The sequence below is a fragment of the Sphingomonas immobilis genome (genome assembly GCF_030580995.1).
GTDB classification, from domain to species: Bacteria; Pseudomonadota; Alphaproteobacteria; order Sphingomonadales; family Sphingomonadaceae; genus Sphingomonas; species Sphingomonas immobilis.
Map to the genome: position 1 here is coordinate 83,157 of NZ_JAUQSZ010000007.1, position 19,811 is coordinate 102,967.

Sequence of the window (19,811 nt, forward strand, 5' to 3'; positions counted from 1 at the left end):
GGCGCGCGCCTGACGGACGCGCCCGGGATTTTTATTGAAGAGGGAAGCTACCGCATGTTCACTACCATCCTCGCCGCCGGCGCACCCCCGGCAGAGAACAACTTCGGCCTCATGAACGCCCTGCAGCAGGGCGGCCCGGTCACCGCGGTCACCGCGGCGATCCTCGTCATCATGCTGTTCTTCTCGCTCTACATCCTGTTCACCAAGCTGTTCGAGCAGCAGAAGGTGATCAACCAGGGCAAGCGCGTCCGCACGACCTTCTGGTCGTCGCCGAGCCTGCGCGAAGGCGCTGCCAAGCTCGAGAAGAACTCGGCCTACAAGCAGATCGTCGACGACGGCCTGCTCGCTCAGGAGCAGCATTCGAAGCTGACCGATCCGGTCGAAGCGCATGATTGGGTCCACGGCTCGCTCGCTCGCTCGGAAGCGGTGATCAACTCGCAGCTGGGTGGCGGTCTCGCCTTCCTCGCGACGGTCGGCGCGACCGCGCCGTTCATCGGTCTGTTCGGTACGGTGCTTGGTATCTACCGCGCGCTGATCTCGATCGGCCAGGCCGGTCAGGCATCGATCGACAAGGTCGCAGGCCCGGTCGGTGAGGCGCTCATCATGACCGCCTTCGGTCTCGTCGTCGCGGTTCCGGCCGTGCTCGCCTTCAACTTCCTGCAGCGCCGCAACAAGGCGATCGCCGAGAACCTCAGCGCGTTCTCGAACGACGTGCTCGGCTACATCGCGTCGGACGGCGCCGTGAAGCCTGCCGGCGCGAAGGCCAAGGTTGCTCCGGGTGCCCCGGCTCCCAAGCCTGCCACGACCACGGCCGGCCAGGCCGGTGGCGTTCAGACCAAGGCCTGAAGTCAATAACGGGAGCCGTCATGCGGCGGCTCCCGCCCTCGCTGCGAGCATCGGCCCGCAGTTCGAACGACAAGGAATAGGATAGCCTTTCATGGCCGTGAGCACAGGCGCCCCCACCGACAGCGAAACGCCGATGTCGGACATCAACACGACGCCGCTCGTGGACGTCATGCTGGTTCTGCTGATCATCTTCCTGATCACGGTTCCGGTGGTGGTTCAGAACGTGAAGCTGAAGCTTCCCGAGGTGAAGTACGATCCGACCACGACCAAGCCGGAGAACGTCAGCCTTTCGATCGTCGAGGACGAGGGCGGCAACTGCGCCGTCTACTGGAACCTCACGCGGGTGACGCACGAGGAACTGCTCCAGCGCGCGGTCGACAAGCTGAAGGCGGAGATCAAGCGGCTCGGCGGACCCGCCAATCTGACGCCTGAGGATCTTCCCGAGGCGCATATCCGCGGCGACGTGAACGTGCCGTACAAGTGCATCGGTGGCGCGGTCTACACGATGCAGATGGCAGGTTTCGCGAAGGTCGGCTTCATTTCGCAGCCGGCGCCCAACGTGGTGCCCGATTGAGCCCGACCCCGTTCTCGGAATTTAGGAGTATTTCTACATGGCAATGAGCTCGGGTGGCAAAGAAGGCGACCCCATGATGGATATCAACACGACGCCGTTGATCGACGTCATGTTGGTGCTCCTGATCATGTTCATCATCACCATTCCGCCGCAGACGCACGCGGTGAAGGTCGATCTGCCGATCAACGATCCCAGCCAGCGCCAGCCGATCATCGATCCTGTGAAGAACAAGGTCGTGATCGATCCCGCCGGTGTGGTGCAGTGGAACGGCTCGCCGGTCGATCTGGTGACGCTCCAGCAGTATCTGGAGACGACCAAGACGATGAACCCGGAACCGGAGCTGCACTTCCAGCCCGATCCCGCGGCGCGCTACGAAAAGGTCGATACCGTCCTCGCCGTGATCAAGCGCTCGGGCATCTCGAAGCTCGGCTTCATCGGCAACGAACAGTACCGGAACGACTTCTAAATCGGGGTGAGGGCGCGCGAGCCGCGCGCCGATGCGAGGCGTAGCCAAGCATCGCCCCGACCGGCCGGCGGGTCGGCGCGCAGCCCCGAACCCGGCCGACGGCTTTGCCGGCGGCGACGTAGGGTCCGAGCGCGGGAAGCGGAAAACAGACAGGGCGGTCCTTCGGGGCCGCCCTTTTCCGTGAGGGCAGAGCACGCGGCCGCGTCCGGCCGGTCTTGTCTAGCCGTCGCCACGTGCCTCGCGTCCCGTAGGCAGCGCCTCAACTCGCGGCGAAGGTGAGCGCTTCGATCTTGTTGCCATCGGGATCGCGTACGAAGGCCGCGTAGTAATTGGCGTCATATTCGGGCCGCAGGCCGGGCGCGCCATCGCCCTCCGCGCCGTTAGCAAGGGCCATCGCGAAGAAGCGGTCGACGGCGGCGCGGCGCTCCACCTCGAAGGCGATATGCGTGCCGTTTCCGGCAGTCGCCTGCTCGCCGTCTGCCGGCAGATTGAGGCTGAACACGGTGATGCCCGCGCCGTATCCCACGGCGTTGTCGACATCCAGGGTTCGGCGCAGGCCCAATTCCGCCATGACCGGGTCGTAAAAGGCGCGGGCGCGAGCGAGGTCGGTGGTGCCGAGCGAGACGTGATGCAACATGCCGCAGAATCTCTCGACGCGCGAAAGTGTTCCGGGCAGCCGTTTGCGACTGTAGCGTACGGACGTCGGCCGTGGTTACGCGGCGACGCTGTCTCGACGCGCCCTAAAGGCGCGGCAACGTCACCCCGCGCTGACCCATATATTTGCCCGCGCGGTCGGCGTAGCTCGTCTCGCACGGTTCGTTGCCCTGCAGGAACAGGAACTGGCAGGCACCTTCGTTGGCGTAGATCTTGGCCGGCAGGGGCGTGGTATTGGAGAACTCCAAAGTCACATGCCCCTCCCAGCCGGGCTCCAGCGGGGTCACGTTCACGATGATCCCGCAGCGCGCGTAGGTCGATTTGCCGAGGCAGATGACCAGCACGTCGCGGGGAACGCGGAAATATTCCACCGTCCGCGCCAATGCGAAACTGTTGGGTGGGATCACGCAGACGTCGGTCTTGCGATCTACGAAGCTGTTGGCGGCGAAATCCTTCGGGTCGACCGTCACGCTGTCGATGTTGGTGAAGATCTTGAACTCGTCCGAAACGCGCGCGTCATAGCCGTAGGAGGACAGGCCGTAGGAGATGCAGCCGTCGCGCTTCTGCCCATCGACGAACGGCTCGATCATGCCGGCCCCAAGCGCCTGCTCGCGGATCCAGCGGTCTGACATGACGGACATTGTTGCGCTCCCTTGGGGTGCAGCTTTTGCCGGAAACGGGGAGGGGGGCAAGGGGTAGCGAGACGGCGGTCGCGCGGGGGCGTTACCCGAGACGTTCCAGCCATGCCTGCGCCTGCTTCGGCTCGCCCGGTGCCTGCGGCGATACGCGGCCGCGCGCACTCAGAAATTCCTGCTGCAGCGGAAACGAGGGCATGGCGAACTGTGCGCGCGCCTTGTCGATCGTCTCGCCGAGATAGGCGAGATGAGCCAGGACCGGCGCGACCGCGGCGCGCGCGGAGCGATCCCCGGTGTGATCGAACAGGCCCCATTTGCCCGCGGCCGTGACGCGGAGCGCCGCAATCAGCGCCTCGCGATACTCGGCCTCGAGTTCGATGCGCTGATCGTCGAGGCGGGCGAGACGATCGGCCTTCGCCATCAGCCTGTGATGCCGAGATCGCCCGGCCCGAAGGCGTGGGGCAGCAGTTCGGACAGGCGGTAGCGTTCGACCGCGTCGCCCTCGGCGGCGGCGCACCAGACGGTCACGTCGCGACCGCCCATCTGCGCGGCTTCGTTGATGACCTGGCGGCAGCGGCCGCACGGGCCGACCACCGCATCCCCGCGCGGGGTGCCGGCCGCGTCCATCGCGCCGCCGATCACGCCGATGGCGACGACGTCGCGCAGCCGCCCGGCGCTGCTCGCGGTCGCCAGCGCCACCGTCTCGGCGCAAAGCGAGAGGCCGTAACTGGCGTTCTCGAAATTGGCGCCCGTCACCACGCTGCCGTCCGCCAGCAGCACCGCCGCGCCGACGCCGAAGCGGGAGTAGGGTGCATGCGCCTTCAGCGCGGCCTCGCGCGCCGCCGCGATCAGGCGCGCGCCGGTCGCCTCTTCAAGAACCAGATCCGTCATGGCCGCACCACATCCCAATGAACCGGGCCGTCGACCCCGTCGATCCGCCGCATATCGCTCGCCTGCCACATCCGCCACGGCCGCGCGGCATAATCGGGCGGGAAGAAATTGCCGATCGCCCAGACCGGCCGCACGATGCCCTGCGTCACCTTGTACTGCGCGTCGAAACGGCTGGTGATGCGCAACAGCACGGGCTTGCCGGTGTGCGCCTCGACCATCGTCAGGAATTTGCGCAACTCATCGACGACCACCGCCTGTTCGGGGCGAGCGGTGCAATCGCCGGTGAAATCGAGCTCCACTGCGGCGGGCAGTGCGCCTTCGTCCTTGGGGACGGTGGTGTTGAAATTGTTCGCCTGATCGACCGCCAGATTGCAGAGCGAGTAGCGGTGGATCGCGCCGCGGCGCATCCCCGTCTTTTCGACATCGGCCCAATTCTTCTCGAAGCGCTGGTCGCGGCCGGCCGACCCGCTGGTCGCGCGCAGATAGGCGAAGTTCGCGCCCCCGCCCTTGACCGTCCACCATTCGACCGCGCCCTGCTCCTCGGAAACGTCGACGCCCTGAAAGACGTATTTGTCGGTCGGCCGCCAGCTCAGCGCGAGCGTCCACGCCGCCACGCCGATCAGCACGAGCGCGACGGCACCGGCACCGGCGATGCCGATCCACCGGCCGACGAGATTGAGCCGCACCTCGCCCTCAGCCCCGATTGTGCAGCACGCAGATCAGCGTGAACAGCCGCCGTGCGGTATCGAAATCGATCGCGATCTTGCCCTCCAGCCGCTCCTTGAGGAGGTCGGCAGCATCATTGTGAATGCCGCGCCGCGCCATGTCGATCGTCTCGATCTGCTGCGGTGTCGCGTTTCGGATCGCCTCGAAATAGCTGTCGCAGATCGCGAAATAATCTTTGATCGTGCGCCGGAAGCGCCCCATCGCCAGCACATAGGTTTCCAGATGCGATCCGTCGGCGCGGTTGATGGCGATGGCGAGGCGGCCTTCCTCGGCGGCGAGCGCGATCTTGTATGGCCCCGCATAGCCATCGGGATAGGTGCGGACGGGGGCGAAGCTGTTGCCTTCGATCAGATCGAAGATCGCGATCCGCCGCTCCTGCTCGATATCCGCCGAGCGCCAGGCGATCGTCGCCTCGTCGAGGCTGATGTCGATGATGCGCGGATCGCTCATCCCGAGCGCCGTACCGGGGATGCGGGGCGGGGACAATCCGGTAGGTTATCCACGGGCTCCACACCGCCGCCCGTCGCAAGCGGCTTTGAGGCGCGCGCCCGCTCGCGTAGAAGCGGTCGGATGGCCACCGCACTCGTCCCACCCGCGTCGACTCCGCCCGAAACCCAGCTTCCGCAGAACGTGGAGGCGGAGGCGGCGATGCTCGGCGCGATGATGATCGACAATCGGCTGGCTGACGACCTGATCGACAAGCTCGAGCCCGAGCATTTCTTCGAGCCGCTGCATGGTCGCATCTTCGCGGCGATCCGCACCGCGCGCGGCAACGACATGCTCGCCTCGCCGGTGACGCTGCGGCCGATGTTCGAGAGCGATCCGGCGATGAAGGAGCTCGGCGGGCCGGCCTATCTCGCGCAGCTCACCGGCAGCGGTGCCGGGCTGATCGGCGCGCGGCAGTTCGCGTCGCAGATCTACGATCTCGCCATGCTGCGCACGCTGGTGACCGTCGGGCGCGGGCTGGTCGAACGCGCGATGGACACGTCGGAGGAGGTCAATCCGCGCGGGCAGATCGAGCTGGCCGAGGAAGAGCTGTTCAAGGTCGCGGGCGACAACGCATCCGAGACCGCGGTCAAGACCTTCGCCCAGGCGACGACGGCTGCGGTGAAGATGGCGCAGCGCGCGCTCAACTCGGGCGGCAACCTGTCGGGCATCACGACGGGGCTCGACAGCGTCAACGCCAAGATCGGCGGCATGCACCATTCGGATCTGATGATCCTCGCCGGGCGTCCGGGCATGGGCAAGACATCGCTCGCCACCAACATCGCCTTCAACGCGGCGCAGCGCTACATGCGCGACCGCGCGGACGGCATCCCGCACAGCGAGTCTGTCGGCGCGAAGGTCGCATTCTTCAGCCTGGAAATGTCGGCCGACCAGCTCGCCACGCGCATCCTTTCGGAGCAAGCGCGGATCAGTTCCGAAGCGCTGCGCATGGGCAAGATCAGCCGCGCCGAGTTCAACCAGCTCGCCGCCGCCGCCGCCGATCTGGAGAATTTGCCGCTGTTCATCGACGATACGGCTGGCCTGACGATCGCGGCGCTGCACACGCGGATGCGACGGCTGCAGCGGCGGCACAATAACGAGATCGGGCTGGTGGTGATCGATTACCTCCAGCTGCTGACCGGCTCCGCCAAATCGTCGAGCGACGGGCGCGTGCAGGAAATCTCCGAGATCTCGCGCGGGCTCAAGACGCTGGCGAAGGACATGAACGTGCCGGTGATGGCGCTCTCGCAGCTCAGCCGCGCGGTCGAGCAGCGCGAGGACAAGCGCCCGCAGCTTTCGGATCTGCGCGAATCGGGATCGATCGAGCAGGACGCCGACATCGTCATGTTCGTGTACCGCGAGGATTATTACGTCGCCGCCAAGGAGCCCAAGCGCCCGACCGAGGGCGACAGCGCCAAGATCTTCGAGGATCACGCGCAATGGGCGACCGACATGGAGCGCGTCTTCGGCCTCGCCGAGCTGATCGTTGCCAAGCAGCGCCACGGCGCGACCGGCAAGGTGGTGCTGAAGTTCGAGCCGACGATCACGCGGTTCAGTGATTACGTGGGCTATTGAGGTTCACGCGGCGTTCAGTCCGGCCCGATCATCTTCCCGCATGACGCGGGTAGGAGCGTGACGATGATGCGACGTGGAGCCTGGATCGCAATCGCCCTGATGGCGGCGCCCATGCCCGCGACGGCGCAGTTCCGGGCGCCGGTCAAGGAATGGAGCCCGGCCGCGCCGGTCTATGCGGGCAGCGCCGACACCGCGAAGATCCGCCGCGATATCGACCACGGGCGCAACGCCGGGCAACTCTCGCGCCGCGACGCTTACCGGCAGCGGCGCGAGGCCAATCAGATCGATACGCTCTCGGATCGCTACGGCGGCGACGGCATGTCGGACGCGGAAGCGCGGGAGCTGGATACGCGGGCGCGGGTGCTCGACGCTCAGGTCGCCGCACACCGCACGCAGGCGATCACGACCGGCAAGAAGCCCTAGAAAACGGGTTCTTCGCCCGGCTTCTCCGGCACATGGATGCCGCATTCCACCTTTTCCCACCCGCGCCAGCGGCCCGCGCGGGGGTCTTCGCCGGGCAGGACTTTACTGGTGCAGGGCTGGCAGCCGATCGAGGGATAGCCGTCCACTTCCAGCGGATGACGCGGCAGATGCGTTTCCGCGAAATACGCCTCCAGATCGGCCTTCACCCAATCGCCAAGCGGATTGACCTTGAGGCGGCCGTCCTCGATCTCGAAGCGGGCGATGTTCTGGCGGGTCTGCGACTGGAACGCCTTGCGCCCGGAAATCCAGCTGTCGAGCCCCGCCTTGGCGCGCTTCAACGGCTCCACCTTGCGTATCTCGCAGCAGCCGTCGGGATCGTAGGACCAGCGCAGATCGGTGCCGTCTTTGGCGGCGAGCACGACCGGATCGGGTTCTACCGTCCAGCTGTTCTCGATGCCCAGCGTCTCGACCAGAGTATCGCGATAGGCGAGCGTCTCCGGGAACATCTTGAGCGTATCGACGAACACCACCGGCACGCTCTTGTCGGCGCGGGCGACGAGATCGAGCAGCACCGCGCTCTCGGTGCCGAACGAGGACACCACTGCGGTGCGCCCGAGGATGCCCTCGGAAAACAGAGCGCGCAGCATCGACATCGTATCGACGCCCGCGAAGCGCGCGTTGAGCGCATCCGCATCGGCCTGAGTAAAGGCGGGGCGGGAGCCGATAATGTCGATCTTGCGGGCGGGTTCACCCATGTCGCAGCTTCCATACGGGAACGGCCCCATCGGCCGCACCCTGATATACGAACTCGTATCTTTCCAACGAGGCCTTGAGCGTCGCAGAATCGATTTCAGCGCGCGGAGCAAAACTATCAAAGCCGCAACGGCGCATCAGCGGCACCTGATCGACCAGCACGTCGCCCTCGGCGCGAAGCTCGCCCGTGTAGCCGGCCTCGCGCAGCACGCGCGCGGTGGAATAGCCGCGCCCGTCGCGATAGGCGGGAAAGGCGACCTCGACCAAGGCGATGCGGTCGAGATGCGGGAGCAGCGCGCGGGCATCCTCGCCGGGCTCGATCCGCACGGCGGTGGCGTTCGATGCCCCAAGAAAGGCGTCGAGCGTGACTGCCGGTTCCTCGTGCGCCGCATCGTCGCGGTAGCGGAGCAGATCACCCATAGAGAGCCTCCTTGAACGGCTCCATGCCGACGCGGCGATAGGTGTCGAGGAAACGCTCCCCGTCCGCGCGCACGCCGAGATAGACGTTTGTGACCTTCTCGACCGCATCGACGATGCCGTCCTCGTCGAAGCCGGGGCCGGTGATCTTGCCGAGGCTGGCGTCCTCCGCGCCCGATCCGCCGAGCAGGAGCTGGTAATTCTCGGTGCCCTTCTTGTCGACGCCGAGGATGCCGATGTGGCCGGCATGGTGGTGCCCGCAGGCGTTGATGCAGCCGCTGATCTTGAGCTTCAATTCGCCGAGGTCGCGCTGGCGGCCCTGATCGGCGAAGCGGCTCGCGATCTTCTGCGCGACCGGGATCGAGCGCGCGTTGGCGAGGCTGCAATAATCGAGGCCGGGGCAGGCGATGATATCGGTGATGAGATCGAGGTTGGCGGCGGCGAGGCCGGCGGCGTCGAGCGTTCGCCACACCTCGGGCAGATCGCGCACCGCGACGTGCGGCAGGACGATGTTCTGCGCATGCGTCACGCGGAGCTCGTCGAAACTGTATTTGGTGGCGAGATCGGCCATGACGTCGATCTGATCGGCCGAGGCGTCGCCGGGGATGTCGCCGGTCTTCTTCAGGCTGATGTTGACGATGGCATAGCCCGGCTGCTTGTGCGGCTTGACGTTCTGGTCGAGCCAGACGGCGAAATCGGGATCGGTGCGGTCGATCGCGTCGCTCGCGCCCGCGTCGAAGGCGGGGGGCGCGAAGAAGGCCGTGATGCGGTCGAACTCGGCCTGCGGCGGATCGATGCCGAGCGCCTTCACGGCGACGAATTCTTCCTCGACCTGGCGGCGGTATTCGTCGGCGCCGATCTCGTGGATCAGGATCTTGATGCGCGCCTTGTAGATATTGTCGCGCCGGCCGTAGCGATTGTAGACGCGCAGGCACGCCTCGACATAGCTGAGCAGATCGTCGGCGGTGACGAAGTTCTTGATCTCGGGCGCGATCATCGGCGTGCGGCCCATGCCGCCGCCGACGAAGATGCGCCCGCCGAGCACGCCGTCCTTCTTGACGAGCTGGATGCCGATATCGTGGAGGCGCATCGCCGCGCGGTCCTCGTCGGCGGCGATCACCGCGATCTTGAACTTGCGCGGCAGGTACGTGAACTCTGGGTGGAAGGTGCTCCACTGGCGCAGCAACTCCGCCCAGGGGCGCGGATCGGCGACCTCGTCGGCGGCCGCACCGGCGTATTGGTCCGACGAAATGTTGCGGATGCAATTGCCGCTGGTCTGGATGGCGTGCATCTCGACCGTTGCCAGCTCCGCGAGGATATCGGGGCATTCGTCGAGCTTGATCCAGTTGTACTGGATGTTCTGCCGCGTGGTGAAATGGCCGTAGCCGCGATCGTATTTGCGCGCGATGTGCGCCAGCATGTGCATCTGCGGGCCGGACAGCGTGCCGTAGGGCACGGCGACGCGCAGCATATAGGCGTGGAGCTGAAGGTAGAGGCCGTTCATCAGCCTGAGCGGCTTGAACTGATCCTCGGTGATCTCGCCGGCGAGGCGACGCTTCACCTGATCGCGGAATTCCTCGACGCGGGCATCGACGATCGACTGGTCGTATTTGTCGTATTGATACATCAGAAAGCCCTGATTTTTTGCACGCGGAGGCGCGGAGCCGCGGAGAGAAGAAGGGGGTTCGCGCAGAGGCGCAGAGGACGCCGAGGCGATGCGCTGGCGGTGCGTCCGGGAGACCTTTCGAACGTCGCGATGAAAAGAGACGCGCTGCCGCGCGCGACATCCGCTCCGCGGCTCCGCGCCTCCGCGTGAACCATCACAGCACCACCTCGGGCGAAACCTCGGGCTTGAGCGTCAGGTCCATGCGCACCGTGGGGCCGAGCGCGCGGATGCGTTCCTTGATGTGGGCGGGGCGGGGGCCATCGGGCGTCGCGGCCGCGTCGATCACATAGGCGCCGTTGACGCGGCGGGCGGCCTGTTCCACCGCGAGGATCGCTTCGCCGTCGGTGCCGGTATCGGCGGCGTCCTCGACGTGGCGCGACCAGCCGCTTCCGGTCCACCAGATCACGTCGCCGCTCGGCAAGTCGTTCCCCGTCAACAGCTTCACGCAAAAGTCCCCTCTGCAACGCTCGCCCAGCGGCCGAGCCGGTCCTCGGCATCGGACAGTTCGACGACCTCGCCTACAACGATGATCGCCGGGCTCGCCACCTTTTCGCGCGCCATCATCGGCCCGAGATCGGCAAGGAGCGTGCGCAGCGCGCGCGCGCCAGAGAGCGTGCCGCGCTCCAGCACCGCGACGGGCATGTCGGGCGTGACGCCGTCGCGCATCAGCTTGTCGGCGATGTCGGAGGCGGTCGCGACGCCCATGTAGATGACGAGCGTGCGGCCCTTGCCGGCGAGGCCCGACCAGTCCTGATCGGCCAATCCCTTGCACTGGCCCGCGACGAAGCTGACCGCGCTGCTGTGATCACGGTGAGTGAGCGGCAACATCGCCTCCGCCGCGCAGCCGAGCGCGGCCGAGACGCCAGGAATGACTTCGACTGGAAGCCCGGCGGCGCGCACCGCCTCGACCTCTTCGCCGCCGCGCCCGAAGATGAAGGGGTCGCCACCCTTCAGCCGCACGACGATCGCGCCGGTGCGGACATGGGCGATGATGAGCGCGTTGATCGATTCCTGCGGCAGCGTGTGGCGTGCGCGCTGTTTCGCGACCGAGATGCGTTGCGCCGTCGGCGGCGCGATATCGAGGACGCGCGGATCGATCAGCCCGTCGTGGACGACGATATCGGCGGCGCGCAACGCCTCGACCGCGCGCACGGTGAGCAGACGGGGATCGCCCGGCCCCGCGCCGACAAGGATCACGCGGCCGCGTGAGGTGGGATCGAGCAGGCTAGCCATGATCGACCCATGAGCGAAGCCGGGGGATCGGGCAACCGGACGGATGCTTTTGCGGGGTGTAGGGAAACTTCTGGCAAGTATCCTCCCCCACAAGGGGGAGGTGTCGCCGCAGGCGACGAAGGGAGCGGATGCGGAACAGTCGCGAGGACGCCGCCGTCCTCCCGCTCCGTCAGGCTACGCCTGCCACCTCCCCCTGGCGGGGGGAGGTTTTCTACGCCGCCTTGCCCTCCAGCTCGGCCGCGCGCTGCGACAGACGGAGCGCCTCGTCGATCAGTTCGGCGGCGAAATCGGGGGTCTTTTCGCGCACGGCGATGGTCAGGCAGTTGCCTGCCTGCTGACGGAGCTTCGCGGATCGGGTGAGGGTAGCGGTCGGCTTCTTGTCTTGGGTCACGCATCCGATAATCGCCGAATCGGGGGCCAGGTTCCGCCGTTCGTCGCAAGTTAAGGACGTTCGCCGAAAGCCTTGCGCTGGGTCTTGCCCGCCTTGTCCCACCAGGCGCGGCGGATGACGGTGGCGATGCGTTCCGGATCTTGGCTGCCGTATCGGACGAGCAGGCCGGGCCAGTTCTCGTAGTGTTTCGTCTGCCAGAAGGTATCGGGATCGGTTTCGAGCAGCACCGCCTTTTCGTCGTGCGGGCTGGGGACGTGGAAGCTGCCCTCCTCATGTCCCTGCGAGACGAACGCCTTCTTGTTCACCTTCGGTGCGGGCTGGTTGTAGAAGCTTTCCATATAGGTGTCGGGCAGGGTGAGGGCAAAGGCGACGACATCGTCCCAGCTATCGAAAAGCATTCCCGCCCCCGTTCGCCCTGAGCTTGTCGAAGGGCTGTCTTTTTTCTCTATCGTAGCAAAAGAAGTACAGGGCTTCGACAAGCTCAGCCCGAACGGGGAGGGGTGTCGTCCTCATTCTTCAGCTCCGCCCACCACGCCATGCGCTCGGCGATGCGCTTTTCCATGCCGCGGTCGGTGGGGGTGTAGAAGGTCTGCGGCGCCATCTCCTCGGGCCAGTAATCGGAGCCCGAGAAACCCGCATCGGTATCGTGATCATAGGCATAGCCCTTGCCGTAGCCGATCTCCTTCATCAGCTTGGTCGGCGCGTTGAGAATGTTCTGCGGCGGCATCAGCGAGCCGGTTTCCTTCGCGCTGCGCCAGGCACTTTTTTGCGCAACATAGGCGGCGTTCGATTTGGGCGCGGTGGCGCAATAGAGGCAGGCCTGCACGATCGCGAGCTCGCCCTCCGGGCTGCCGAGGAAATCGTAGGCGTCCTTGGCGGCGAGGCACACCGTGAGCGCATTCGAGTCCGCGAGGCCGATATCCTCGCTCGCGAAACGGACGATACGGCGCAGCACGTAGAGCGGCTCCTCGCCTGCCGTCAGCATCCGCGCGAGATAATAGAGCGCCGCCTGCGGGTCGCTCCCGCGCAGCGATTTGTGCAGCGCGGAGATGAGGTTGTAATGCCCCTCACGGTCCTTGTCGTAGACGGCGACGCGGCGTTGCAGGAACGCCGACAGACCGGCGGGATCGAGCGGTTCGGGCAGATCGACCGAGAACAATGTCTCGGCCTGGTTGAGCAGGAAGCGGCCGTCGCCGTCCGCGCTGGCGACGATCGCCTCGCGCGCTGCCGGCGTGAGCGGGAGCGGGCGTTCCTCCAGCGCCTCGCCGCGTTCCAGCAGCAGTTCGAGCGCGGCGGCATCGAGGCGGCGCAGGATCAGCACCTGCGCGCGGCTGAGCAAGGCGGCATTGAGTTCGAAGCTCGGATTCTCGGTGGTCGCGCCGACGAGGGTGACCGTGCCGTCCTCGACGAAGGGCAGGAAGCCGTCCTGCTGCGCGCGGTTGAAGCGGTGGATCTCGTCCACGAACAGGAGCGTGCGCTTGCCGAGCTTCGCATGTTCGCGCGCCTCGGCGAAGGCCTTCTTGAGGTCCGCCACGCCCGAGAACACCGCCGAGATCGCGACGAAGCGCAGGCCCACGGCGTCGGCGAGCAGCCGCGCGATGGTGGTCTTGCCGGTGCCGGGCGGGCCCCACAGGATCATCGACGACAGGCGTCCGGCCGCGACCATCCGCCCGATCGCGCCTTCGGCGCCGGTGAGGTGATCCTGACCGACGACATCCGACAGCGCACGCGGACGGAGGCGATCGGCAAGGGGCGCACCCTCGGGTAGCGGCGCCTCGGGCGCGGGTGGATCATAGGCTGCGAAGAGGTCGGGCATCGGGAACAGATAGGGACTTTCGTCGATCTCCGCCACACTTGCTCCGCCGTCACCCCGGCCTTGAGCGGGATCCCGCTGCCTTTCCAACGCCGCACAACAAGCGAGACCCCGGGTCAAGCCCGGAGTGACGAAGGGCCAATAGCGAATGATAAAAACATTCCAAGATATATCTTGACTCCTCTGCATTGCGATATATCTTAGTGCCATCGTAGAGACTCAGAAAGGTAACGATAGATGTTTGGACACAACAAACGACATGGCCTTCGCGGCAATCATGGCCACGGCCACCCGATGTTTGGGGGTGGTTTCGGTCGTGGCTTCGGCGGGCGTCACGGCTGGGGTGAGGGCGGCAGCCGTGAAGGCGGGCGGTCCCGCCGGATGTTCGACGGCGGCGAACTGCGGCTCGTGCTGCTCAAGCTGATCGCCGATGAACCGCGCCACGGCTACGACCTGATCCGCCAGATCGAGGAATTGACCGGCGGCGCTTATGCGCCGAGCCCGGGCGTGGTCTATCCGACCATCACCCTGCTCGACGACATGGACCTGGTCGAGGGCAAGCAGGAGGGTGCGAAGAAGCTCTTCGCCGTCACCGAGGCCGGCACCGCGCATCTTGCGGAAAATGCCGAGGCCGTCGCGGCGCTGTTCGCCCGGCTGGCGGCGGTGGGCGAGGAGCGCGCGCGCACCGATCATCGCTCGATCAAGCGGGCGATGATGAACCTCGGCATCGCTCTGAAGGATCGTCTCAGCGACCGCGATCTCGATGACGAGACGCTGCAGGCCGTCGTCGCGCTGCTTGACGAGGCGGCGCAGAAGATCGAGCGGCTGTAACCATGACGCGGCTCGAAAAGCTGCGCCGGCGGTTGTCCGATTGGGCAACCGCCACCCCCTATCCCCCGGAAGGATTCGAAATCGTGAGCATCAGCGCAACCGCCCAGGTTCCCACCGCGAGCGCGAGCAAATACCTCCAGCAACTCTGCAAGCACTGGCAGCACAATCTGACCGTGTTGTTCAACGCCGAGCATGGCACCGTCATCTTCCCGAAGGACGCGCGCGGCGCGGACTGGCCGGCCGATGCGCTGGTGACGTTCGACGCGGGCGCGGAAGCGCTCGGCGTGCGGATCGACGCGAGCGTCGAGGAGCAGCTCGAAGGGCTGAAGGGTGCGGTCGCGCGCCATCTCGACCGCTTCGCGTTCCGCGAGGCGCCGCTGAGCTTCGACTGGAAGGCGGCCTGATTAATCGTCGCCCCGGCGCAGGCCGGGGCCATTGAGTTTGTGGCAAAAGTCCTGCCAAGCAACCTGGCGGCCCCGGCCTGCGCCGGGGCGACGCTAGTTGGATTCGCGCTCGATCACGCGCAGATACGTGTCGAGCACGGTCTGGTTGATCGTGTCCCAGTCGTAGCGCGCCGCTTCCGCCACGCCCGCACGGCCTGCGCCGACGCGGAACGCCTCGTCCTCGCAGAAACGCTGCATCGCGTCGGCATAGCCCTCGACATCGTCGGGATCGACGATCAGTCCGGTCACATTGTCCTCAAGCAGCCCGACCGCGCCGCTCGCGCGTGCCGCCACCACCGGCACGCCGGCGGCCATCGCCTCCAGCGTCACGTTGCCGAAGGTCTCGGTGACGCTGGGGTTGAAGAACACGTCCATCGAGGCGACCGCGCGGCCGAGATCGTCGCCGGTCACGAAGCCGGCGAACACCGCATCGGGAATCTCCTTCGCGAACCATGCCTCGGCAGGGCCTTCGCCTACCACCAGCACCTTGTGCCGCACGCCGCGCTTCTGCAGCGCGTGAATCGCCTTGGCGAAGACGTCGAGGCCCTTTTCCTTCACCAGCCGGCCGAGGAAGCCGATCGCGATCTCGTCATCGGCGATGCCGAGCGCGCGCCGCCACTCCAGGCTGCGGCGCGCCGGATTGAAGCGATCGTGATCCACCCCGCGCGACCAGCGCGTGACGGGCGTCGTCACACCCCATTCCCGCAATATCTCGCCCATCATCTGGCTGGGCGCGAGCACCTCGTCGACGCTCTGGTAGAATTTGCGCTGGATGCTGATCGCGAGCGGCTTCAGGAAGGCAAGGCCGTAGTACTGAACATAGGTCTCGAAGCGCGTGTGGTACGACGCGACCACCGGGATGCCTTTTTCGCGCGCGTAGCGGACGGCGGCGTGATTGAGGAATTCGGGCGCGGAGACGTGGATCAGGTTGGGTGCGAACGCATCGAGATCGCGCCGCACCTCCTTCGATATGCCGAGCCCGAGCTTGTATTCGGCCCGACCGCCCGGCAGTCGCACGGAAGGCGTGCTGACGAGATCGCCGGTTGGCGCAAAGGCGGGGCGCTTGCTCGTCGGCGAATAGACGCGCACCGCCGCCCCGCGCCCGAGCAGATGCCCGACGAGCCGGTTCAGCGTCTGGTTGGCGCCGTCTCTGGTGTAGTTGTAATTGCCGCTGAACAGGGCAACACGTAATTCGGGCGCGAGCATCAGCCGCGCCATAGCGGGGCGGGGACGCCTTGGCTATTGCTCGATATCAGCGCGCTTGCCCATCGCCTTTTCCGTGACCATCGCCGCGACCTGCTGCGCCATGCCCTGCATCGTCGCGACGATGGTGCCGGACGTGAGCGCGCGCGGTTCCGGGTCGATTGCGCAGAGCGTCCCGAAGAAGCTGCCGTCCTCCAGCACGATCGGGATCGAGACATAGCTTTCGAAGCCGTACATCATCGGCGTGTGATGCGTGCGCCAGTCGGCATCGGCGCCGACATGATCGATCACGACCAGCTTGCCGCCCTCGCGGATCTCGTCGCAGATCGTGGTCTTGAGATCGAGCTCCTCGCCCGGTTCGAGCCCGAAGCCGATCTTGTCGAGCACCTGGCACGCGATCCAGCGCGTATCGGTGACGCGCGAGACCGCGGCAAAGCCCATGCCGGTCATGTCGCAAACGGCCTTCAGGATCGCGCGGATGCGCGTGTCGTCGCCGAACGTGACCGATTGCTGCGCGAGTTCATCCATTTCTGCAGGCCCTGTTTTGCGCGAGTATCGGCGTTTTGTTAGCCGTCCGCAATTGCCCGGTCTGGGCGACACCCTATCTGTGGCGGCGAAGGAGAGCCCCATGACCGATCTCGCCGACTTCCCGATCACGCAGCGCTGGCCCGCGCAGCATCCTGACCGCCTGCAGCTTTACTCGCTGCCGACGCCCAACGGCGTGAAGGCGTCGATCATGCTGGAGGAGACGGGCCTGCCCTACGAGGTGCATGTGGTCGATTTCGGCAAGGACGATCAGCACACGCCCGAGTTCGAATCGCTCAACCCCAATGGCAAGATCCCGGCGATCCTCGATCCGAACGGGCCGGGCGGCAAGCCGCTCGCGCTGTTCGAGAGCGGCGCGATCCTGCTGTATCTGGCGGAAAAGACAGGCAAGTTTCTGCCCACCGATCCGATCCGGCGTCTGCAGACGATCCAGTGGGTGATGTTCCAGATGGGCGGCGTCGGCCCGATGTTCGGCCAGGTCGGCTTCTTTGTGAAGTTCGCCGGCAAGGACTTCGAGGACAAGCGCCCGCGCGACCGCTACGTCGGCGAGGCGAAGCGGCTGCTCGGCGTGATGGACAAGGCGCTGGCCGGGCGCGACTGGTTCCTGGGCGACGACTATACGATCGCCGACATCTCGATGCTGGGCTGGGTGCGCGGACTGGTCGGCTTCTACGAGGCGGGCGATCTGGTGGGGTTCGACGGGTTCGCGAACGTGAAGGCATGGCTGGAACGCGGACTGGCGCGGCCGGCGGTGCAAAGGGGGCTGACGATACCGGCGCGGCCCTAGGGCATGACCCAGTTAACCGGCAGCAGGTAGGTCGAGGCGATGGGCTTGCCGTCTTGGCCGAGCGCAGGCTTGAAGCGGATGTGATACGCGGCCGTGCACGTTCCTTCGTTTAGCGCCTGAGCTGCCGAGGAGACGATTCGGCAATGCTCGACCTTGCCGTTCGCGCTGACTTGCAGGAGCGCGATTACGCGGCCGGAGATGCCCTCACTGAACGCCGCCACAGGATAAGCATCTGGTCCGAAATAGGCCGCGGGATTGCCGGTCGGCTGCACCGCGACGGCAGCTTTGGACTCAGGGTCGACGCCCCAAGACTTCTTCATCGAATCGACGCATTCCTGCAGGATCGGCAGCGCCTTGTCCGGCCGCTTGATCGGGAAACGCGCCGCGACCGGCCTGGCGTCGACGATGAGGTCATCGCCGTCTTTGATCGTGGTGAGCAGGACGCGATCGATCGTAATCCGGGTCAGCCGCCGGTTCCTGTTGGCATTGAAGGTCGAAAAATACCGGCCCTTGAAGGTACGATTGCTCGACGACAAAGTGACGGCCGCTTCTCCCGTCGTCGTCGAGGACTTGTCCTTCGAGATGATCGACAATTCCATCGTGCTGAGATCGAGCAGAGGCTGGAAGACCAAAGTCGCCTCCTGCTTTCCGTCCGAGAACTTGCGCTGCAGGTAGCAGAGGTTCTCGTCGCCATTCACGACCCACGGCCCCTGCGACGTCATCGGAACGGGCGTCGCCGTAGCGGCCATCAGCAGCGCCAACATCATCGCCATAGTCTTCTCCCTGCACGTCCGAGCGTAACGCCGTTTTGAGGGCGGCGTCAAACCACGTTGTTCCGGTAACGTTCTTCTGTTAGGGCGCCCGCATGCCCAAACCCCAGAAGCGTTATGTCTGCCAATCCTGTGGATCGGTGTCGCACCGGTGGCAGGGGCAGTGCGCCGATTGCGCGGAATGGAACACTCTGGTCGAGGAGGCGGGCGGGAACGTCACGCCGTTTCAGGCCAAGCACAATCTGCAGGGCGGTGGGCGGATGATTTCGCTGATCGGGCTCGATACCGACGTCGAGCTGCCCGCGCGGCTTTCCAGCGGCATTGCCGAGCTCGACCGGGCACTTGGCGGCGGGTTCGTCGAGGGATCGGCGACGCTGATCGGCGGCGATCCCGGCATCGGCAAGTCGACCCTGCTGCTGCAGGCGGCGGCGAAGATGGCGCTCGCCGGCCTCTCGGTCGCGTACGTCTCGGGTGAGGAAGCGGCGGATCAGGTGCGATTGCGCGCGCGGCGGCTCGGTCTGGGCGCGGCGCCGGTGCAGCTCGCCGCCGCCACATCGACGCGCGATATCCTCACCACGCTCTCGCAGGGAACCCCGCCCGACCTATTGGTGATCGACTCGATCCAGACGATGCACAGCGACCTGATCGAGGGCGCACCCGGCACCGTCAGCCAGGTGCGCGCCTCCGCGCAGGAGCTGATCCGCTTCGCCAAGGAGCGCGGCACGGCGGTGGTGCTGGTCGGCCATGTCACCAAGGACGGCAGCATCGCAGGGCCGCGCGTACTCGAACATATGGTCGATACGGTGCTGAGCTTCGAAGGCGAGCGCAGCCACCAGTATCGCATCCTGCGCGCGATCAAGAACCGCTTCGGCGGCACCGACGAGATCGGCGTGTTCGCGATGGTGGCGGAAGGTCTGACCGAGGTGTCGAATCCCAGCGCGCTGTTCCTGACGCAGCGCGAGGAAGGCGTGACCGGCTCGACCGTCTTTCCCGCGTTGGAAGGGACGCGGCCGGTGCTGGTCGAGATCCAGGCGCTGGTCGTGCGGCTTGCCTCCGGCGCGACGCCGCGCCGCGCGGTGGTCGGCTGGGACGGCGGCCGGCTGGCGATGATCCTCGCCGTGCTGGAGGCGCGCTGCGGGCTGAGCTTCTCGTCGTGCGAGGTCTATCTCAACATCGCCGGCGGCTACCGCGTCACCGATCCCGCCGCCGATCTGGCGGTGGCGGCGGCGCTCGTCTCGGCGCTGTCGGAGCGGCCGGTGGCGGCCGATGCGGTGGCGTTCGGCGAGATCGCTTTGTCGGGCGAGGTGAGGCCGGTCGCGCACGCGCCGCTGCGCATGAAGGAATCGGCCAAGCTCGGCTTCATGCGCGCGCTCGGCCCGTCCGCGATGGTCGGGGAAAAGGGACCGCTCACGATCAGCGGCTTCCGCACGCTGGGGCAATTGGTCGAACATCTACTGGGCAAGGAATGCGCACGAAGCTGAGCGTCTGCCGCCGCAAAGCCCGCTTCGCCACCGCGCGCGAGGCGGTGCTGGGTGCGGAGGGCTGGGGCCTGCCGCTGCGGCAGTATCGCTGCGATCGCTGTTTCCAGTTCCACCTGACGAGCCGGACGAAGGGCAAGCGGGTGATGCGGGTGGTGGGGTGAGGGGGCGTCGGGTTGACGAGGGCCAGTTTTATCGAACCTC

27 protein-coding genes are annotated in these 19,811 nt (G+C 66.2%); 10 read left to right on the forward strand and 17 right to left on the reverse strand.

Features of this window, described 5'->3' with window-relative positions; all coding sequences use genetic code 11:
* The first annotated feature begins 54 nt into the window (after positions 1-54).
* The 3 genes from Q5H94_RS11405 to Q5H94_RS11415 all read left to right on the forward strand — a co-directional run bounded on the left by Q5H94_RS11405 (position 55) and on the right by Q5H94_RS11415 (position 1,886).
* Positions 55-846 (forward strand): MotA/TolQ/ExbB proton channel family protein, encoded by a 792-nt coding sequence (locus Q5H94_RS11405; protein WP_304561397.1) that lies wholly within the window; start codon positions 55-57, stop codon positions 844-846.
* Positions 847-937: 91 nt separating this feature from the next.
* Complete coding sequence (locus Q5H94_RS11410; protein WP_304561398.1) at positions 938-1,420, forward strand: ExbD/TolR family protein; 483 nt, start codon at positions 938-940, stop codon at positions 1,418-1,420.
* 37 nt (positions 1,421-1,457) lie between these two features.
* Positions 1,458-1,886, forward strand: a complete 429-nt coding sequence (locus Q5H94_RS11415; protein WP_304561399.1) for an ExbD/TolR family protein — start codon at positions 1,458-1,460, stop codon at positions 1,884-1,886.
* A gap of 259 nt (positions 1,887-2,145) precedes the next feature.
* Here Q5H94_RS11415 and Q5H94_RS11420 read toward each other — a convergent pair whose 3' ends face one another.
* The 6 genes from Q5H94_RS11420 to Q5H94_RS11445 form a co-directional block, all read right to left on the reverse strand.
* On the reverse strand, positions 2,146-2,523 hold the full coding sequence (locus Q5H94_RS11420; protein WP_304561400.1) for a VOC family protein: 378 nt from the start codon (positions 2,521-2,523) through the stop codon (positions 2,146-2,148).
* Between the two features lie 103 nt (positions 2,524-2,626).
* A complete protein-coding gene (gene dcd, locus Q5H94_RS11425; RefSeq protein ID WP_304561401.1) occupies positions 2,627-3,181 on the reverse strand; it encodes a dCTP deaminase in 555 nt (184 codons plus the stop codon).
* A gap of 82 nt (positions 3,182-3,263) precedes the next feature.
* Complete coding sequence (locus Q5H94_RS11430) at positions 3,264-3,596, reverse strand: hypothetical protein (RefSeq protein ID WP_304561402.1); 333 nt, start codon at positions 3,594-3,596, stop codon at positions 3,264-3,266.
* The gene (locus Q5H94_RS11435) at positions 3,596-4,066 is read right to left on the reverse strand and encodes a cytidine deaminase (RefSeq protein WP_304561403.1); all 471 of its coding nucleotides are present in this window, start codon (positions 4,064-4,066) and stop codon (positions 3,596-3,598) included. The genes Q5H94_RS11430 and Q5H94_RS11435 overlap by 1 nt, the downstream gene beginning before the upstream one ends.
* Positions 4,063-4,752 (reverse strand): GH25 family lysozyme, encoded by a 690-nt coding sequence (locus Q5H94_RS11440; RefSeq protein ID WP_304561404.1) that lies wholly within the window; start codon positions 4,750-4,752, stop codon positions 4,063-4,065. The genes Q5H94_RS11435 and Q5H94_RS11440 overlap by 4 nt, the downstream gene beginning before the upstream one ends.
* A 7-nt stretch (positions 4,753-4,759) precedes the next feature.
* On the reverse strand, positions 4,760-5,242 hold the full coding sequence (locus Q5H94_RS11445) for a UPF0262 family protein (protein WP_304561405.1): 483 nt from the start codon (positions 5,240-5,242) through the stop codon (positions 4,760-4,762).
* Positions 5,243-5,362: 120 nt separating this feature from the next.
* Between Q5H94_RS11445 and Q5H94_RS11450 the strand changes: the two genes are divergently transcribed.
* Both Q5H94_RS11450 and Q5H94_RS11455 read left to right on the forward strand, forming a co-directional pair.
* Positions 5,363-6,853, forward strand: coding sequence for a replicative DNA helicase (locus Q5H94_RS11450; protein ID WP_304561406.1), 1,491 nt, complete (start codon positions 5,363-5,365; stop codon positions 6,851-6,853).
* Positions 6,854-6,916: 63 nt separating this feature from the next.
* The gene (locus tag Q5H94_RS11455; protein ID WP_304561407.1) at positions 6,917-7,276 is read left to right on the forward strand and encodes a hypothetical protein; all 360 of its coding nucleotides are present in this window, start codon (positions 6,917-6,919) and stop codon (positions 7,274-7,276) included.
* Here the strand turns inward: Q5H94_RS11455 and Q5H94_RS11460 are convergent.
* The 8 genes from Q5H94_RS11460 to Q5H94_RS11495 form a co-directional block, all read right to left on the reverse strand.
* On the reverse strand, positions 7,273-8,031 hold the full coding sequence (locus tag Q5H94_RS11460) for a phosphoadenylyl-sulfate reductase (protein ID WP_304561408.1): 759 nt from the start codon (positions 8,029-8,031) through the stop codon (positions 7,273-7,275). The two genes, Q5H94_RS11455 and Q5H94_RS11460, sit on opposite strands and share 4 nt — an antisense overlap.
* Complete coding sequence (locus Q5H94_RS11465; protein WP_304561409.1) at positions 8,024-8,449, reverse strand: DUF934 domain-containing protein; 426 nt, start codon at positions 8,447-8,449, stop codon at positions 8,024-8,026. The genes Q5H94_RS11460 and Q5H94_RS11465 overlap by 8 nt, the downstream gene beginning before the upstream one ends.
* Positions 8,442-10,073: a nitrite/sulfite reductase gene (locus Q5H94_RS11470; protein WP_304561410.1), complete on the reverse strand. Its 1,632-nt coding sequence runs from the start codon at positions 10,071-10,073 to the stop codon at positions 8,442-8,444. The genes Q5H94_RS11465 and Q5H94_RS11470 overlap by 8 nt, the downstream gene beginning before the upstream one ends.
* A gap of 193 nt (positions 10,074-10,266) precedes the next feature.
* Positions 10,267-10,557, reverse strand: coding sequence for a DUF2849 domain-containing protein (locus Q5H94_RS11475; protein WP_304561411.1), 291 nt, complete (start codon positions 10,555-10,557; stop codon positions 10,267-10,269).
* Positions 10,554-11,345, reverse strand: a complete 792-nt coding sequence (gene cobA / locus Q5H94_RS11480) for a uroporphyrinogen-III C-methyltransferase (protein ID WP_304561412.1) — start codon at positions 11,343-11,345, stop codon at positions 10,554-10,556. The genes Q5H94_RS11475 and cobA overlap by 4 nt, the downstream gene beginning before the upstream one ends.
* A 211-nt stretch (positions 11,346-11,556) precedes the next feature.
* Complete coding sequence (locus Q5H94_RS11485; protein WP_304561413.1) at positions 11,557-11,736, reverse strand: hypothetical protein; 180 nt, start codon at positions 11,734-11,736, stop codon at positions 11,557-11,559.
* Between the two features lie 50 nt (positions 11,737-11,786).
* Positions 11,787-12,134 (reverse strand): hypothetical protein, encoded by a 348-nt coding sequence (locus Q5H94_RS11490; protein ID WP_304561414.1) that lies wholly within the window; start codon positions 12,132-12,134, stop codon positions 11,787-11,789.
* Positions 12,135-12,217: 83 nt separating this feature from the next.
* Entirely contained in the window at positions 12,218-13,552 is a 1,335-nt protein-coding gene (locus Q5H94_RS11495) for a replication-associated recombination protein A (protein ID WP_304561521.1), read from the reverse strand.
* 234 nt (positions 13,553-13,786) lie between these two features.
* On the opposite strand from Q5H94_RS11495, the gene Q5H94_RS11500 reads away from it, so the two are divergent.
* Complete coding sequence (locus Q5H94_RS11500) at positions 13,787-14,380, forward strand: PadR family transcriptional regulator (RefSeq protein WP_304561415.1); 594 nt, start codon at positions 13,787-13,789, stop codon at positions 14,378-14,380.
* 83 nt (positions 14,381-14,463) lie between these two features.
* Complete coding sequence (locus Q5H94_RS11505; RefSeq protein WP_304561416.1) at positions 14,464-14,784, forward strand: DUF2218 domain-containing protein; 321 nt, start codon at positions 14,464-14,466, stop codon at positions 14,782-14,784.
* 93 nt (positions 14,785-14,877) lie between these two features.
* Here Q5H94_RS11505 and Q5H94_RS11510 read toward each other — a convergent pair whose 3' ends face one another.
* Positions 14,878-16,029 (reverse strand): glycosyltransferase family 4 protein, encoded by a 1,152-nt coding sequence (locus Q5H94_RS11510; RefSeq protein WP_304561417.1) that lies wholly within the window; start codon positions 16,027-16,029, stop codon positions 14,878-14,880.
* A gap of 33 nt (positions 16,030-16,062) precedes the next feature.
* Complete coding sequence (locus Q5H94_RS11515) at positions 16,063-16,554, reverse strand: GAF domain-containing protein (protein ID WP_304561418.1); 492 nt, start codon at positions 16,552-16,554, stop codon at positions 16,063-16,065.
* Between the two features lie 100 nt (positions 16,555-16,654).
* Between Q5H94_RS11515 and Q5H94_RS11520 the strand changes: the two genes are divergently transcribed.
* Positions 16,655-17,359: a glutathione S-transferase N-terminal domain-containing protein gene (locus tag Q5H94_RS11520; RefSeq protein WP_304561419.1), complete on the forward strand. Its 705-nt coding sequence runs from the start codon at positions 16,655-16,657 to the stop codon at positions 17,357-17,359.
* On the opposite strand, the gene Q5H94_RS11525 is transcribed toward Q5H94_RS11520, so the two are convergent.
* Positions 17,356-18,132, reverse strand: coding sequence for an energy transducer TonB (locus Q5H94_RS11525; RefSeq protein ID WP_304561420.1), 777 nt, complete (start codon positions 18,130-18,132; stop codon positions 17,356-17,358). The two genes, Q5H94_RS11520 and Q5H94_RS11525, sit on opposite strands and share 4 nt — an antisense overlap.
* Positions 18,133-18,224: 92 nt before the next feature.
* Here Q5H94_RS11525 and radA point away from each other — a divergent pair, with 92 nt between their 5' ends.
* Both radA and Q5H94_RS11535 read left to right on the forward strand, forming a co-directional pair.
* Positions 18,225-19,610 carry a DNA repair protein RadA gene (radA, locus tag Q5H94_RS11530; RefSeq protein ID WP_304561421.1) on the forward strand — a complete coding sequence of 462 codons (1,386 nt, stop codon included), beginning with the start codon at positions 18,225-18,227 and terminating at the stop codon, positions 19,608-19,610.
* Positions 19,595-19,771, forward strand: a complete 177-nt coding sequence (locus Q5H94_RS11535; RefSeq protein ID WP_304561422.1) for a hypothetical protein — start codon at positions 19,595-19,597, stop codon at positions 19,769-19,771. The genes radA and Q5H94_RS11535 overlap by 16 nt, the downstream gene beginning before the upstream one ends.
* Positions 19,772-19,811 lie beyond the last annotated feature (40 nt).